Here is a 14,953-nt window from a genome sequence, read left to right on the forward strand (position 1 = left end):
CATGGCCGAGCGTATTGATGCGCATATCGCCGAGATTCGCAACGATTCCGTTCACGGCGCTACTTTTCTGACAAAAAAAGCGCTTGCGGCGATTCGGGAAGCGGCGGTGGCGGGATCGCAGGAGAAGACGTTGCGAAAAGCGGCGCTGCAGATCGCGGCCGCACGGCCCATGATGGCATCTTTGTTCAATGTCGCCAACGGGCTGTTGTTTCAGCTCGACGAAGATGCCGGCAGGGATGCCGTGATCGCCTATTGCGACGCTTTTGCCGAATCGATGGATCGCGCCGCCGCCTCCGTTTTGGAGTCCGGCATCGAAAGGATCGCCGGTGCCCGAACCGTTTTGACCCACTCCTACAGTTCGCTGGTGTGTGAAACATTGCTTGCGGCCGCCGGACGGGGAGAGAGATTCCGTGTCGTATGCACGGAGTCTCGGCCCGGAAACGAAGGCGTGGCGCTTGCCGAAAGAGTGTGCAAAGCGGGGATCGAGACATCGCTGGCCATCGACGCATCCGCGGGTTTTATGATGCAGCGGATCGATCTCGTACTTCTCGGAGCGGATGGCGTCGGCCGATTCGGCCTCGTTCACAAAATGGGAACCTATCCGATCGCGCTTGCCGCCCGCGAGAGCCAGGTGCCGTTCGTGTCGCTCGCAACCTCGGAAAAATTCTGGCCCGCAGAGGTTAGATACGTTTCGGAACCGTCGAAACCTTCCGATGAAATCGGAGGCAAAAACGTCTGTTTCGATGCGATCAATCTCTATTTCGACGTGACGCCGCTTCGGCTTGTCGATACGGTAGTGACGGAAGAGAGCGCATTGGAAGCCGGAGGGATCCTCGATCTATGCGGCTCGAAGCCTCTGCATCCGCTGTTGAAAAAATCAGTGGGTTGATTTTTCCATAGCTTCCAGCAGAGCGGAGAGTTTTTCACTGATCGCCGGCTTGAACCGTTCTTTGGATTCAAGCACTTTGAGCTCTTCCGGAAGCTGTTCGAAATTTCGCAGGGTTTGGTCGCGTATGACCTCAAGAGAGGGAATCGGTACGATCGTTTTGCCGCCGCTCATGCAGTGGCGCAGGAGGGGCGTGCCCCGCATATCTTCGTTATGAAGAGCGATCGTGTCTTTGTGGATCTTTCCGTCCCGATACTCTCTGAAAATCTGTTTTTTTGCCGGAAGCGTAAGTTTGCCCGGGCTGAATTTCATTTTCGGACGGCCCTCATATTCGACCAGTTTGTAGGCGCAGTCAAGATACGGGCTGTCCGCAGAAACGACCAGTTCCGTGCCTACACCCCATGCGTCGATCGGGGCGCCCCGCTCCAAAAGATCTTTGATCTTGTATTCGTTGAGGCCGCCGCTTACCAAAACCATCGCATCGTTGTATCCCGCATCGTCCAGGATTTTTCGGGCCGCTTTCGAGAGTGTCAGAATATCTCCGCTGTCGAGTCTCACGCCTTTGAACGTTTTCATTCCCAGTTTCCGGACGGTCTTGACGGCATCTCTTACCCCCTCGATCGTGTCGAACGTATCGACCAGCAGAATGGTGTTGTCGGGGTAACTTCGGGCGAAGTGTTCGAACGCGCTCTCCTCTGTGTCGTGGGCGAGAATGAAGGAGTGTGCCATCGTCCCGAAAATCGGCAGGCCGAACTCTTTACCCGCCAGGACATTCGAGGTTCCGATGAATCCGCCGATATACGCGCTTCGGGCCGCTTTCATTCCGGCATCGGTGCCATGGGCACGTCTGAGGCCGAAATCGACCAGTCCGGTCCCTTTGGCCACACTGTGGCATCGCAAAGCCTTCGTGGCCACGAGAATGGAGATCTGCATCGTGTTGATCAGAAAAGTTTCGATAATCTGCGCTTCGATCAGAGGTGCTTCGACGCGAACGAAAGGTTCGTTTTCAAAGAGAATCTCCCCTTCTTCGACGGCGTAGACGTCGCCGGTGAAACGGAAGGTGGTGAGGTAGTCCAGAAAGTCGCTGCTGAATCTGCCCGTTTGTCGCAGAAAGTCGATCTCTTCCGGTTCAAAACGCAGCGATTCGAGATAGTACAGAAGCTGTTCAAGGCCGGCACTTACCAGGTAGGATCGTTTCTTTGTGTGCCGCGCAAAAAAATCGAAAACGGCCCTGCCGTTCATCCGATGGTCGAAGTAGGCCTGCGCCATCGTCAACTCGTACAGATCGGTCAATAGACTCATGTTTTTTTCGTCGACGAATCCAAATTTCATGCCAAGTTCCATAGTTTTTCATATATTGTACAATATCGGGATGAACCATCACGAAAAAGGAGAAAACATGCGGATCAGAATCACCGAAACGGATGCTCTGATCGTCGTGGACATGCAAAAGGATTTCATGCCCGGCGGGGCGCTGCCCGTGCCGGGAGCGGATACCATCGTTCCCGTTGTCAACAAATATGTGGAGCGATTTGCGCAGACGGGCAATCCTGTCTACCTTACAAGGGACTGGCATCCCGACAATCACATCTCGTTTTCCTCCAACGGCGGTGTATGGCCAAAGCATTGTCGGCAGCATACGGAAGGGGCGGCCTTTGCGAAAGGGCTTGCCATTCCTTCGGACAACCGTTTCATCGTCTCCAAGGGGGTTTCGGAAGATTTCGATGCCTATTCGGGTTTTCAGGGGACGATTCTTGAATCGCTGCTTCGTGAGAGGGGTGTCAAGCGGGTGTTCGTCTGCGGAGTGGCGACCGACTACTGCGTCAAACACACGGTGCTGGGGGCGGAAAATCTCGGTTTTCGCACGGTGCTTCTTGAAGATGCCCTCAGGGGCGTGGATGTCAAGCCGGGCGATTCTGCCCGGGCCGTCGATGCGATGCTTGAGCGGGGCAGCGTACTTTGCACATTTGAGGATCTGGTCTAATCGTATCAGCGGCTGATGGCGTGGGCTTCGTATTCGCTTTCGATGGTCTCCTGCATCTGCCTGTGAAGCCTTTCGTACCAGTCCTTGGGAGCGTTGGCGACATCGATGGAGGGGAGGAATATCACTTTCAGATCACCTCCTGTGGACGTTTTTTCATGCTCGTTGACGACACTCTTGCTTCCCAGAATCACCACGGGCTGGACGCGCAGTCCGAATTTTTCCGCGATGAATTTTGCCCCCTCCTTGAATGGAAGAAGCTTCTGGTCTTTCGAGCGGGTCCCCTCCGGAAAGATGGCGACGGGTCGGTGCATCACCTCCAGTGACTCCTTGACATCCTTCATCAGCTTGATGAGTCCCCGGCGATCTTCCCTGTCGATGCCGATCATTTCCGCGCCGCTGAGCAGTTTGCCGAACCAGGGAACTTCGAAAAGCTCCTTTTTCGCGACCCATCGGAGGTTTTTGTCCAGAAGCGCTTCAAGGGTGATGATGTCGACGATGCCCTGGTGGTTGATCAGATAAAGCTGCGCCTTCTCGTCCGGCCGGCCTGCGACTTCGACTCCCGCCCCCAGTAAAAAGAGCATCACTTTGTTCCAGAAGTGCAGGATGGAACCTTTTCTCTCGGGAAAAAGTCCGAGCAGGAGGATCATGATCGATACGACGACAGAAATGACAAGAGCGGAGTAGTAGAATCTAATTCGAGCAAAGATCTTCATTTTTCACCCATCCTATGCGGTTGTTTGGCAACTGTATTTTCGTGTAGCTGGCATTTCGGTTCATCTCTTTGGCCGTCGTCTTTTCATAGAGCCTCATGAAAGGTGTGCTCTTTTCGGTCGGCAGGAGATAGACGGTCGATTCCGCTTTGATGCAGACATTTTTAAGAGGTATCAGATAGGTCAGCAGGTAGGCGGAAGCGAGTACTATGAGGATCGGGTAGCCCCATCCCCTGTGTCGAAGCCAGAGTATGAGCCATATCAGTATCAAAACGACTGTCGCGGCGATTTTGAACTTGGTGAATTCACTGGCCTGCGGGTCGAGGTTGGTCTGGGTGCTGACACTGCTGCGCTTGACGATAATGGGCACATGAAATTTCTCGTATCGATTCTTTTTCAGATTGAAATAGCTGAAAACGACCTGTTCGACACCGAGGGGATAGACTCCGTAGTAAAGAAGCGTCGTGGCGTTCAGATCGCCCTCGTAGGAGTCGATTCCCTGCATCATGCTGTCGGGCAGCCTGAAATCGTCGTAGTTGCCGTATTCTATGAGAAGCTGCAATGCGAGAATGTTGCTGTTTTCATCGTAGGAGGAAGCCTGGTAATTGATCAGCTCCATCCGGTTGGCGAGCAGGCCGCTGAACTCTCTGGGCGGATTGAGCCTGACGGCCGTCAGTGTGATGCTCTCCGTACGGTATTCGCGGTTTCCGTCTGCGTATCTTACAATGAAGGCGGGCAGCTGAATCGTCGGCCCGGTCGCTTTGAAGAAGTAGGTGAGATGGTTGATGGCCCGGGCGGGGATATCGTCGTGCTTTCTGACGACGGAGACATTTTTCCCCCCTTTGAGCTCGACGATATATGGACGGTATTTGTCAAGAGAGGTGATCTTGATGGTGACGGGAAAAATCTGTCCCACGTAGATTTTCTTCGGTACCTCTTCGATCGTAAGATAGATCATCCGTTCCGTCTGCTCTTCGATGCTCTCTTCGTCGCCGCCCAGGCTCTTTTCCGGCACGACGGCGGGTGTTTCGAGGGCAGGGGGTTCGTCGAAAACAGACGGTTCCTCGTCGATGGTGGTGAAAGCGAAAAGCTGTAGCCATCCCACCACAAGAAGGAGAAGAATCCGAAACATCACTTAAAGGATAAACCCTTCCAGCATTCTGACACCGTCGGCGGATCCGAGAATAGGCTCCATGGCCCTTTCTGGATGGGGCATCAGGCCAAAAACATTTTTCGTTTCGTTGCAGATGCCGGCGATATTGTCGATCGAGCCGTTCGGATTGTCGGGGTTGCCGTTTTCATCACAGTACGTAAGCAGTACCTGTCCGTTGTCATAGAGTCTTTTGAGGCGTTCTTCGTCGATGTAGTAGTTGCCTTCGGCGTGAGCGATGGGGATATTGAGTGTTTCGCCCTCGCGGCAGTGTCTGAGGAAGCGATTGTCACTGTTTTCAATTTTGAGATACTGATGTTTCGAGACGAAGTGAAGATTTTCGTTGCGTTTCATCGCGCCGGGCAGCAGATGGCTTTCAAGAAGTATCTGGAACCCGTTGCAGATGCCAAGCACATATCCACCGTTGTCGGCATAGGCTTTCACAGCTTTCATAACGGGACTGAATCGTGCGATGGCGCCGCTTCGCAGATAATCGCCATAGCTGAATCCGCCGGGAACGACGACGAGATCGGTGTTGGCGGGAATCACATCCTCTTCGTGCCAAACGATCTTCACCTCCTGGTCCAGACGCTCGAATGCGTAACGGGTGTCGTACTCGCAGTTGGTGCCGGGGAACTGCAGAACCGTGACGTTCATTGCACAATCTCGATGCTGTAATCTTCGATGACGGTATTGGCCAGCAGCGTTTCGCACATCTTCTCCACCTCTTTCTGGGCGTCGTGCATCGAGTCGGCCTCAAGGTCGAGAACGATCTGTTTGCCTACACGGACATCGGAGACGTTGCCAAATCCCAGCGAACCGAGAGCGTGGTGGACCGCTTTGCCCTGCGGGTCGAGAACACCTTCTTTGAGATAGACGTTGACGATGGCTTTCATGTAAATCCTTTTATTGGTGAATGGTGACGAGCGGATGGTGGACACCCGAGGGTGAGCGCTCACCCTCCTTGCCGTTTGGCGACAGAGATGAACGAAGCCGTTTTCCGCAGCGTTTCACTCTTCGTATTTCGCTTTTCACCGTGAAAGAATACGTTTCAGTACTTCTTCGTAGGCGACCTTCAGGCCGCCCAGCCCTTGGCGGAACCTGTCTTTGTCGAGCTTCTCACCTGATTCCATATCCCAGAACCGGCAGCTGTCGGGGCTGATCTCGTCAGCAAGAAGTATTTTCCCCTCGCTGTCGTATCCGAACTCGACTTTGAAATCGACCAGATTGAGACCCTTTTTCGCGAAAAAGGCTTTGAGGATCGTATTGATTTCGCGCCCCAGCCGTTTGAGCTCCTCCAGGTCCCCTTCGTTCCTGACCAGGTCGAGGATGATGCAGTGCTCGTCGTTGATGAGCGGATCACCCAGTTCGTCGCATTTGTAGTAGAACTCCACCAGGGAGAAAGGAAGCTGTGTGCCGTCGGGAATGCCGAGCCGTTTGGTGAGACTGCCGGTGGCGATGTTGCGTACCACCACCTCGATCAGGATGATGTCCACTTTTTTGACGAGCATGTGGTTGTCGTCGGGGGTATCGACGTAATGGGTCGGGATGCCGGCATTTTCAAGGAGTTTGAAAAGCTCGGTACTGATTTTGTTGTTCAGTGCCCCTTTCCCAGCCTCCAGGCCGTACTTTTCTCCATTGAAAGCGGTCAGGTCATCTTTGAATTCGGCGATCAGGAGGTTCGGATCCTCTGTCGTAAAAAGATGTTTGGCCTTGCCCTCGTAGAGCAGCTCTTTCTTTGTCATTTCCTCTCCTGTGTGATGATCAGAGCGCGCAGGATATCAACACCCTCTTTGAGCTGGTTGTCGTTGTAGAGATCCTCTTTCGTGATGATTTTCTCTTTTTTGAGCGCCTTTTTTTCGGAAGCTTTCTTCTCTTTGCCGTTGCCGTCGATCTTTTCGAGTTCGCTTTTGAGATGTTTTTTGAGCTCGGATTCCTTGATTGAGAAGTGGTCTTCTTCCACCGTCACTTTCCCGAAAGGCACGACAATGTCCGGCGTGACGCCAACCGCCTGTATGGTCCGTCCGCTGGGAAGATAGTACCTTGCGATCGTCAGGCGCAGCGCCTCGGTCTTGTTGATGGGCAGGATGATCTGTACGCTTCCTTTTCCGAATGTCTTCTCGCCTACGAGGACGGCACGGTGGTGGTCCTGCAGGGAACCGCTGACGATTTCGCTCGCACTCGCGCTGCCGCCATTGACGAGTACGACGATCGGAATCTTTTTGTAGGTTCCTTTCGCCGTCGCTTTGAAGACTTCGTTTTCGTCTTTGACGCGTCCTTTTTGGGAAACGATGACGCCCTTGTCGACAAAAAGATCGACCATGCCGACCGCCTGGTCCAGAAGTCCTCCCGGATTGTTGCGCAGGTCAATGATGAGCCCTTTGGCGCTCGGGTTTTCGACCAGCGCTTTTTTGACATCGTTGACCACTTTTTTGTCGAAGGAGACGACCCGCACATAGAGAATGTCGTTGCCGATTTTTTTGGTATAAACCGACTGGATTTTGATGATGTCGCGGATAATCGTGACGACGATTGGCTTGGGTTCGTTTTTGCGGACGATGGTGAGGACGATTTTCGTTTTCGGTTTGCCACGCATCAAAGAGACCGCTTCGTCGAGCGTCATGTTCAGGGTCGATTTGTCATTGATTTTGAGAATGATGTCTCCCGCTTTGAGGCCCGCCCGATAGGCCGGCGTGCCTTCAAGAGGCGCAATGACCGTCAGCGCACCGTCGCGCATGCCGACGGTCACACCCAGCCCGCCGAACTCGCCGCTGGTCTGGATTTTCATCTCTTTGAAACTCTTTTCGTCGAGGAAGGAGGAGTGGGCATCGAGATTGGCCATGAGCCCTTTGATCGCTTTGTTGATGATATCGTTGATCGTCAGGTCATCCACGTAGTACTTTTCGACCGTTCCGATGACCTGGGTGAATTTCGTCAGGGCTTCGAGTTTCGAAACCTCTTTTTTCTCTTTGCCTTTCGCAAAGAGAGCGGGGGATGTGACAAGTGTCAGTGCTGCGGCGGTTGAGAGAAAGCCGGCAGCGATAAAACCTCTTTTTTTCTTCATTTTGTATGATCCATTGCTAACGATAAAATTTGTGGTTGATATTATATTGGTTTGTCTCTGAAATGTTGATAAATAAAATTTTCGCCCCCAAAATGTTCATGATAGCGGGAAGTTTAGAAACATTCAATGATTCAAGATCAAAAAACTTGACACAATAAGACTAAAGTAGTTATAATACGGCATATTCCATCGAACATCAGAGAGTTTCTGTGCGACTTAAGTTGCAGTAAAGTTTACAGGGATGCGCTAATATATCCGCAAAAGAAGCCTCTCTGCGACAGAGAAAAAAAGGAGTTGCCAATGAGCATTTTTGAAAAACTGACTCACCAGATGACCGAAACCATCGAATCGGGTGTGAGCCTAGCCCTTCACAACAAGAATCCCGAGGTGGAGCCGGTCCATCTGGTATGGGCGCTCTTGACCAACAGCGGCAGTGTCCTGAACCAGGCACTCAACCGTATGAACGTCGACAAGGCGCCTATCGAACTGGAAGCCAAGAGCGTTGCCGACAGGCTGCCCAAAGTCTCCAGTGTGACCAAAGAGAGTATAAAGATTTCCCGGGCCCTGCAGGAGTCGCTGCAGAAAGCGGAAGGGTTGATGGCCAAGCAGGGCGACCAGTTTCTTGCGGTCGATACCTGGATGCTCGCCAACCTTGACCATCCGCAGATCAAAGAGGTGCTGGGCAAGTATCTCGACATGATGGAGCTCAAAAAGACTTTCGAGGCGATTCGCGGCGGTAAGAAGATCGAGAGCCAGACCGCCGACGAGACACTCGAAGCGCTGGAGAAGTACGGCATTGACCTGAACAAGAAGGCGATCGATGGCGAACTCGACCCGGTCATCGGCCGGGATGAAGAGATCGAGCGGGTCATGCAGATTCTGATCCGAAAAACCAAGAACAACCCGATTTTGCTGGGTGAGCCCGGTGTCGGTAAGACGGCCATCGTCGAAGGGCTTGCGCAGCGCATCGTCAACAAAGAGGTGCCGCTGAGCCTGCAGAACAAGCGGGTCATCGCGCTCGATATGAGTGCGCTGATCGCCGGTGCCAAATACCGCGGTGAGTTCGAAGACCGGCTCAAAGCGGTCATCGAAGAGGTCAAGAACAGCGGGGATGTCATTCTCTTTATCGACGAGATTCACACCATCGTCGGTGCGGGTGCGTCCGAGGGAAGCATGGATGCGGCCAACATGCTCAAGCCCGCGCTCGCCCGCGGCGAGCTGCACACCATCGGTGCCACGACGCTCAAGGAGTACCGCAAGTACTTCGAAAAAGATGCGGCGCTCCAGCGCCGCTTCCAGCCGGTGTACGTCAACGAACCGACGATCAACCAGGCGCTTCAGATTCTGCGCGGACTGCGGGAGCGGCTCGAGGCGTTCCACAACGTCACGATTCTTGACAGCGCGTTGGTGGCGGCGGCCAAACTCTCGGCCCGCTACATCACCGACCGCTACCTGCCCGACAAGGCGATCGACCTGATCGACGAAGCGGCGGCGGAACTGAAGATGCAGATCGAGAGCGAGCCGAGCGAGCTTGCACGAGTGAAGCGTGAAATCGGTCAGCTGCAGGTCGAAAAAGAGGCTCTGACAATGGAAGAGTCGAAAAAGAATGAAGCCCGTCTTGCCGAAATCGAGAAGGAACTGGCCGATCTTGAAGAGAAGAAACGCAAACTTGAAGCGCAGTTTGAGACCGAAAAGAAGGTCTTCAACGATATCGCACAGATCAAAGTGGAGATCGACAGGCTGCGCACCGAGGCGGAAGCGGCCAAACGGGAAGGCGACTACAACAAAGCCGCCGAGATCGAGTACGGAAAGATTCCTCAACTCGAAGAGCAGCTCAAACAGCTCGACGAGCAGTGGGAACGCATGCAGAAAGAGGGTACGCTTCTGAAGAATGCCGTCGACGAAGAGATGATCGCCAAGATCGTCAGCCGATGGACACAGATTCCGGTAACCAAAATGCTTCAGAGCGAAAAAGAGAAGATTCTGCACGTAGAACAGGTTCTGGCCGAAGACGTGGTCGGACAGGAGCAGGCGATCAAGGCGGTTGCACGGGCCATCAAGCGCAACAAGGCAGGACTCAGCGAACAGAACCGTCCCATCGGAAGCTTCCTCTTCCTGGGACCCACCGGTGTGGGTAAGACCCAGACCGCCAAGACGCTGGCGAAGTTTCTCTTCGACACCGAAAAATCGCTCATCCGTATCGATATGAGCGAATATATGGAAAAACACGCGGTCAGCCGTCTGGTCGGTGCGCCCCCGGGATATGTGGGCTACGAAGAGGGCGGACAGCTCACCGAAGCGGTTCGGCGCAAACCCTACAGCGTCATCCTCTTCGACGAGATCGAAAAGGCCCATCCGGATGTTTTCAACATCCTGCTGCAGGTGCTTGATGACGGACGCCTGACGGACAACAAGGGCGTAACAGTGGATTTCAGGAACACGATTATCATCCTGACATCCAATATCGCGTCCGACAAGATCATGGAGTTCAAAGATCCAGAAGACAGGGAAAAAGCGGTCAAGGACGAGCTGAAGATGTACTTCAAGCCCGAATTCCTGAACCGTCTGGATGACATCATCATCTTCAATCCGCTCGATAAAGCGGCGATTGCGAAGATCGTGGAAATCCTCTTCAGGAGCATCCAGGAAAAACTTACCGAGCGCGACATCAAAGTTTCGCTCACCGATGCGGCCAAAGAGCGAGTCGCCGAGGCGGGTTTCGATCCGGTCTACGGTGCACGACCTCTCAAAAGGGCGCTTTATGAACTGATCGAGGATACGCTGGCCGAACTGATTCTCGAGGATCGGGTCAAAGAGGGCGACACTGTCATCTTCGACGTGGAAAACGGCCAGATCGTTCCCCGTATCAATCCGTAATCTTCCAATTCCGCGGAGGCCGGCCAATCCGGTCTCCAAGCTTCTTCTTTCTCTTTTTGGGCACTTGTGCGAAACTTCATAGACTCCAGCAGAGATTTTTCCGGTCGAGATGTTACGACAAAGCCAAATCCGAAGCCCGAGCGTATCTGGATCGAAAGATCTGGCAAAATTTCACTTTCTTTGATGTAAAATAGGATCAAAGAGGCAACATCGGAATGTTTCAAGGTGACCAATGAAAAAGGCAGCGTGTGTCATTGTCATTCTACTGCTGGCGGCACTCAGCGGCTATCTCTACCACCGACTCCATAAAATAAAGATGCAGAGTTTGGAGCGTTCGGAAGATACGCAGACGCTGCAGTATCTCAACGAGAGCCTCCAATCGCAGAACAGAAAATTGAAGCGGAAAAACAGAATGCTCCGTGCGAAACTGAAACGGCAGAAAGAGGCGGTCGGACGGTTTCGTGCGGCATTCAAAGCCAGAAGCCGGCAGTGGATAGAGACGCGTCTGACAGGTGTGGAGGCGCAGAGCGCCCCCTTTGCAGGGATGCCCGCCGTAGCGGCGCTGACGCTTGCCGATGTCCGGACCTATTGCGAAGATGCCGATTCGATGCGGAAACTTGAGGAGCTCTTTTTCGGGTTCAGCGCGGAAGGGGAGTCCCCCGACGAAATCTGCACGCCGGACCTGAACGAAACGGCCCGGAAAATTAAAAAAGACGCGACAGCGGCGCTGAAACGCTATCTTCTGATTGACCCCCGAAACGAAGAGGAGGTCGCCTCCTACTGGAAGGAGGAGATGAGCGACGGACTCGCTGCGGTCGGTGAAGAGGACGGGCGGATCCGACGCTACACGTTGAAGATGTACGAAGAGCTTTTCGACGAACTGAACGTAAGTTCGGCTGTAAGGCGATCTTTGGATGAAACTTTCAATTATTGGAAGTATGTGTTCGGAATGAGAGTCGGGCAGTCGCAATGATCTTCGCCTCCTTTTCTTGATGGGTGACATAAAGGAGTGTGAACCCGAGTCTCTCCTGCAGTTGCACGATCTCTTGGGCGAGGCGGTGGGAGAGGGCGGTGTCGAGGCTCGAGAGGGGCTCGTCCATCAGCAGAATTTCGGGTTCGAGGATCAAGGCCCTGGCGAGGGCGACCCGCTGCTGTTCGCCCCCGGAGAGTTCGGAGGGCTTTTGGGGACCGTATCCGGCCAATCCCACGCGCCGAAGCATCGCGTCGACCCGCTCTTTCCGCTCCTTTTTTTCAACCCCCCGTATTTTCAGGCCGAAACCCACATTCTCTTCCACACTCATGTGGGGCCAGAGCGCAAGATCCTGAAACACCATACCCAAGTGGCGCTTTTCCGGCGGTACGAGAATCTTTCCGTCGATGGCAACGGGCCGTCCCTTCAGCAGGATCGCACCCTTTTCAGGGGCGCAGAAACCGGCTATAAGACGCAGAAGCGTCGTTTTGCCGGAGCCGGATGGTCCAAGAATCACAAGTCTTTGGCGCTCCCTCACATCCAGGGAAAAATCTTCGAAGAGTCTCCTGCCGCGATAGCGGAAGGTGACATTTTTGAGCTGTATCATGCTCATCGGATACCCTTTCGCACAAAAAACCACCCCCATGTGGCGGCTGCCGGCAGCACGATGGCGGCGGCCATCAGAAGGGAAAGGGTTGCGATGGTATCAGGTCTGCCGTTGGCCATCAGTGTAAAGATACGCACGGGAAGGGTCTCTTTCCCCGGAGGATAGAGGATCATCGTCATGGCGGTGTCGCGAAAGATGAAGAGATAGGCGACGATCCACGCACCGGCGATTCCGTCGGCTGCCAGCGGCGAAACCACATGGAGTATCCGCTGGAACCATCCCGCGCCCGCCATCTGTGCCGCCTCCTCCATCGAGGGGGGAATCATCGAAATTTTCGCCATGCAGATACGGCTGGTCAAGGCGGTATATTTCGCGAGATAGCCAAGAAGCAAAATAAGGGGCGTGGTGTAGACGATGCCGGTGATGGGACGGTTCCAGAAAACAACCAGCGCGATGCCGACCACCGTTCCTGGCAGCGCAAACAGAAAAAGTGTGGCCGGATCGAGCATTCGGACAGGGCGGTATGGGCTTTTGAGGGAGAAATATCCCGTAAAGAAGCCGACGAAAGTGAGAACGAAGGCTCCGCCAAAAGCGTAGAGCAGACTGCGCAGCAGCGCATCATCGCTTTGTGTCAGCGCCAAAGCGAGCGGTCCGGTGCCGCCGCCTTGGTGTATCAGGGCGAAAAAAGGAAGGAAGAGAAATACCGAAACAAAGAGAACAAGAATGGCGGAGATGATTATTTTCGCTTTTGGGCCCAGGGCAATGCGAAGAAACTCCTCTTCCGCGGCGATATAGGAAGGGGCCGCCGTCCGTTCCCGAAGGTAGCGGTTTTCCAGCAGAATCAGCAGCAGTGCGAAAATGACCAGGGAAAGCCCCGCAGCCGTGGCGCTTGAGATATCGTAGAAGGCGGCGAAACGGGTGAAACTCTCCACGGCGTAGACATCGTAGCGAAAATACATCGGCACACTGAATTCTCCGAGTGTAAGAAGAAAGACGAGCAGAGCGGCCAAAAGAAGTCCGTGGCGTATGGAAGGAAGAGTGATGTAGCGCAAAACGGCGGGCCAGCCAGCGGCGAGCCGCCCCGCCTCTTCCAGGTGGGGATGGATGGTGCGCAGATAGAGTGCGGTCAGCAGCACCGGAAGGGAAAGATAGACGCAAAAAAGAACGAAGGCGGTACCGGTAAGACCGAAGAGCCACGAGGAAGGAAGGTGCAGATAGGTAAAAAGAGCGTCCCACGCCACAGCGAGAATATAGGGAGGCATCAGCAGGGGGACGAGAAACAGAAAAGTGAAAAAATGGCGCATCGGAAGATCGGTTTTGCCAAGCACCAGCCCCAGTGGCACGCCCACAGACATCGTCGATGCCGTCACGAGAAAAGCGAGGGTGAGACTGTTGTGCATCTGTGCGAGAGCTTGGGACGAGAAGAGAATCGCCATCAGGGGTGAGGCGGTGCTTCCGGTCGTAAAGGTTTGATAGAGCATGAGTGCGACCGGAAGAATTCCTGCCAGCAGAAGTATGGCGCCCACAAGACCCAGAAAAAACGGCATGCTACTCCGTGGTCCAGCGTTTCAGGTAGGGTTGAAGTTCCATCAGCTTTTTTGCGACCTTTCCGTAATCGACCTCCATGATCCGAATGGCGTCGATTGGCCTGAGTTCCCTGGGCACGCTCACCCCGGGATGGAGGGGAATCTGGGCACAATCGGCGAAAGCGAGCCGCCGTTCGGTCTCTTTTGAGAGCAGGTAGTCGATAAGCCGTTTCGCCTCTTTCGGATGGGGGGCGTTTTTGATGAGAACGGCGGCGTTGGGCACGATGAAACATCCCGGCTGTTTCGGCTTCTGATCTGGATAGACCATCGTCACGGGCTTGCCCTGGCGAATACGGTTGACGGCGTCGTCACTGTCGACGAGGGCGAAGGCATAGCGTCCCTCCGCGACAAAATCGGCGCTTTCGCCATTGCTCGTCGTCACTGTCACGTCGTTGTGTTTCATGCCGCGCATAAAGGCATCGGCCCTGTCTTCGCCCCAGTAGACGAAGAGCGCGGCGATATGGGCCGTCGTGGTTCCAAAGAGAGGATTGGCGATGACACTCCTTCCTTTCCATCGGCTTTGGGTATAGGCTTCGATACTCTCTGGCTTTTTTTTGACACTGTTGTGAACGATGAGCACGCGCGCCCTGGCCGAAAATCCGGTCCAGTACCCTTCGGAATCTTTGAAAACAGAGGGTATCCCTTCGGCGTTGGGCGAAATATAGGGGGCCGATATCCCCTTTTGCTTGAGAACTTCCGCGCGGATCGGTTCGTTGGCCCAGTAGACATCCGCCCTGGGATTGGACTTTTCGGCGATCAGCCGGTTCATGACGCCCGTGCTTTTGGCTTCCTCGGTATCATAAAGCGCTTTGACTTCGATGCCTGTCTCTTTTTCGAACGCCTTGAGTATGGGTTCTGAAAAGACCCTGTCTTCGGAAACGTACACCACCACGACCGCTCTGTTTTTCTCCTTTTCCGTGTCCTTGCCCGTGTACCAGTAGATCAGCAAAGCCACGGCCAGCACGATCAGGCCGATGATGAGTTCCTTTTTTTTCATCCCCGCTCTCCTTTTCGGCACCCGGGTATGCGAATGCCGCGGATGGAACTTCTTTTTCCTTACTTATAATGATAACAAATTCGCAGATGCCGGTCTGAAAAAACGAAACCGGCGTAAACGGA

General features: G+C 54.0%; 14 protein-coding genes. 4 read left to right on the forward strand and 10 right to left on the reverse strand.

Annotated elements, in window-relative coordinates; genetic code table 11:
- The first annotated feature begins 1 nt into the window (after position 1).
- Positions 2-889 carry an eIF2B alpha/beta/delta subunit family protein gene (locus JMG82_RS00775; RefSeq protein WP_201353043.1) on the forward strand — a complete coding sequence of 296 codons (888 nt, stop codon included), beginning with the start codon at positions 2-4 and terminating at the stop codon, positions 887-889.
- Here JMG82_RS00775 and JMG82_RS00780 read toward each other — a convergent pair.
- Positions 878-2,218, reverse strand: a complete 1,341-nt coding sequence (locus JMG82_RS00780) for a nicotinate phosphoribosyltransferase (RefSeq protein ID WP_201353044.1) — start codon at positions 2,216-2,218, stop codon at positions 878-880. The two genes, JMG82_RS00775 and JMG82_RS00780, sit on opposite strands and share 12 nt — an antisense overlap.
- Before the next feature lie 67 nt (positions 2,219-2,285).
- On the opposite strand from JMG82_RS00780, the gene JMG82_RS00785 reads away from it, so the two are divergent.
- Positions 2,286-2,870, forward strand: coding sequence for a nicotinamidase (locus tag JMG82_RS00785; protein ID WP_201353045.1), 585 nt, complete (start codon positions 2,286-2,288; stop codon positions 2,868-2,870).
- 5 nt (positions 2,871-2,875) lie between these two features.
- On the opposite strand, the gene JMG82_RS00790 is transcribed toward JMG82_RS00785, so the two are convergent.
- From JMG82_RS00790 to JMG82_RS00815, 6 genes are all read right to left on the reverse strand, one after another.
- Complete coding sequence (locus JMG82_RS00790) at positions 2,876-3,583, reverse strand: lysophospholipid acyltransferase family protein (RefSeq protein ID WP_201353046.1); 708 nt, start codon at positions 3,581-3,583, stop codon at positions 2,876-2,878.
- A complete protein-coding gene (locus tag JMG82_RS00795; protein ID WP_201353047.1) occupies positions 3,561-4,712 on the reverse strand; it encodes a hypothetical protein in 1,152 nt (383 codons plus the stop codon). The genes JMG82_RS00790 and JMG82_RS00795 overlap by 23 nt, the downstream gene beginning before the upstream one ends.
- 3 nt (positions 4,713-4,715) lie before the next feature.
- Positions 4,716-5,387, reverse strand: a complete 672-nt coding sequence (gene purQ, locus JMG82_RS00800; protein ID WP_201353048.1) for a phosphoribosylformylglycinamidine synthase subunit PurQ — start codon at positions 5,385-5,387, stop codon at positions 4,716-4,718.
- A complete protein-coding gene (gene purS, locus JMG82_RS00805) occupies positions 5,384-5,626 on the reverse strand; it encodes a phosphoribosylformylglycinamidine synthase subunit PurS (RefSeq protein WP_201353049.1) in 243 nt (80 codons plus the stop codon). The genes purQ and purS overlap by 4 nt, the downstream gene beginning before the upstream one ends.
- Before the next feature lie 135 nt (positions 5,627-5,761).
- On the reverse strand, positions 5,762-6,475 hold the full coding sequence (gene purC, locus JMG82_RS00810; protein ID WP_201353050.1) for a phosphoribosylaminoimidazolesuccinocarboxamide synthase: 714 nt from the start codon (positions 6,473-6,475) through the stop codon (positions 5,762-5,764).
- Complete coding sequence (locus tag JMG82_RS00815; protein ID WP_201353051.1) at positions 6,472-7,794, reverse strand: S41 family peptidase; 1,323 nt, start codon at positions 7,792-7,794, stop codon at positions 6,472-6,474. The genes purC and JMG82_RS00815 overlap by 4 nt, the downstream gene beginning before the upstream one ends.
- Positions 7,795-8,094: 300 nt before the next feature.
- Here JMG82_RS00815 and JMG82_RS00820 point away from each other — a divergent pair, with 300 nt between their 5' ends.
- Positions 8,095-10,671: an ATP-dependent Clp protease ATP-binding subunit gene (locus tag JMG82_RS00820; RefSeq protein WP_201353052.1), complete on the forward strand. Its 2,577-nt coding sequence runs from the start codon at positions 8,095-8,097 to the stop codon at positions 10,669-10,671.
- Positions 10,672-10,903: 232 nt separating this feature from the next.
- Positions 10,904-11,644, forward strand: a complete 741-nt coding sequence (locus JMG82_RS00825; RefSeq protein WP_201353053.1) for a hypothetical protein — start codon at positions 10,904-10,906, stop codon at positions 11,642-11,644.
- On the opposite strand, the gene JMG82_RS00830 is transcribed toward JMG82_RS00825, so the two are convergent.
- From JMG82_RS00830 to JMG82_RS00840, 3 genes are read right to left on the reverse strand one after another with little or no spacing between them, the layout of a single operon-like run.
- Positions 11,595-12,254: an ABC transporter ATP-binding protein gene (locus JMG82_RS00830; RefSeq protein ID WP_236579152.1), complete on the reverse strand. Its 660-nt coding sequence runs from the start codon at positions 12,252-12,254 to the stop codon at positions 11,595-11,597. The genes JMG82_RS00825 and JMG82_RS00830 overlap by 50 nt on opposite strands.
- A complete protein-coding gene (locus JMG82_RS00835) occupies positions 12,251-13,795 on the reverse strand; it encodes an ABC transporter permease (RefSeq protein ID WP_201353054.1) in 1,545 nt (514 codons plus the stop codon). The genes JMG82_RS00830 and JMG82_RS00835 overlap by 4 nt, the downstream gene beginning before the upstream one ends.
- Position 13,796: 1 nt before the next feature.
- On the reverse strand, positions 13,797-14,831 hold the full coding sequence (locus JMG82_RS00840) for an extracellular solute-binding protein (protein ID WP_201353055.1): 1,035 nt from the start codon (positions 14,829-14,831) through the stop codon (positions 13,797-13,799).
- Between the last annotated feature and the right edge of the window lie 122 nt (positions 14,832-14,953).

This window comes from Hydrogenimonas urashimensis (genome assembly GCF_016593255.1).
Classification (GTDB): domain Bacteria; phylum Campylobacterota; class Campylobacteria; order Campylobacterales; family Hydrogenimonadaceae; genus Hydrogenimonas; species Hydrogenimonas urashimensis.

What these genes read in the sequence shown, in the direction of transcription:
- JMG82_RS00840 (WP_201353055.1), bottom strand. Translation starts at nt 14,831, where the DNA reads ATGAAAAAAAAGGAACTCATCATCGGCCTGATCGTGCTGGCCGTGGCT.
- JMG82_RS00820 (WP_201353052.1), top strand. Translation starts at nt 8,095, where the DNA reads ATGAGCATTTTTGAAAAACTGACTCACCAGATGACCGAAACCATCGAA.
- purC (WP_201353050.1), bottom strand. Translation starts at nt 6,475, where the DNA reads ATGACAAAGAAAGAGCTGCTCTACGAGGGCAAGGCCAAACATCTTTTT.
- purQ (WP_201353048.1), bottom strand. Translation starts at nt 5,387, where the DNA reads ATGAACGTCACGGTTCTGCAGTTCCCCGGCACCAACTGCGAGTACGAC.
- JMG82_RS00780 (WP_201353044.1), bottom strand. Translation starts at nt 2,218, where the DNA reads ATGAAATTTGGATTCGTCGACGAAAAAAACATGAGTCTATTGACCGAT.
- purS (WP_201353049.1), bottom strand. Translation starts at nt 5,626, where the DNA reads ATGAAAGCCATCGTCAACGTCTATCTCAAAGAAGGTGTTCTCGACCCG.
- JMG82_RS00790 (WP_201353046.1), bottom strand. Translation starts at nt 3,583, where the DNA reads ATGAAGATCTTTGCTCGAATTAGATTCTACTACTCCGCTCTTGTCATT.
- JMG82_RS00795 (WP_201353047.1), bottom strand. Translation starts at nt 4,712, where the DNA reads ATGTTTCGGATTCTTCTCCTTCTTGTGGTGGGATGGCTACAGCTTTTC.
- JMG82_RS00785 (WP_201353045.1), top strand. Translation starts at nt 2,286, where the DNA reads ATGCGGATCAGAATCACCGAAACGGATGCTCTGATCGTCGTGGACATG.
- JMG82_RS00815 (WP_201353051.1), bottom strand. Translation starts at nt 7,794, where the DNA reads ATGAAGAAAAAAAGAGGTTTTATCGCTGCCGGCTTTCTCTCAACCGCC.
- JMG82_RS00825 (WP_201353053.1), top strand. Translation starts at nt 10,904, where the DNA reads ATGAAAAAGGCAGCGTGTGTCATTGTCATTCTACTGCTGGCGGCACTC.
- JMG82_RS00835 (WP_201353054.1), bottom strand. Translation starts at nt 13,795, where the DNA reads ATGCCGTTTTTTCTGGGTCTTGTGGGCGCCATACTTCTGCTGGCAGGA.
- JMG82_RS00830 (WP_236579152.1), bottom strand. Translation starts at nt 12,254, where the DNA reads ATGAGCATGATACAGCTCAAAAATGTCACCTTCCGCTATCGCGGCAGG.
- JMG82_RS00775 (WP_201353043.1), top strand. Translation starts at nt 2, where the DNA reads ATGGCCGAGCGTATTGATGCGCATATCGCCGAGATTCGCAACGATTCC.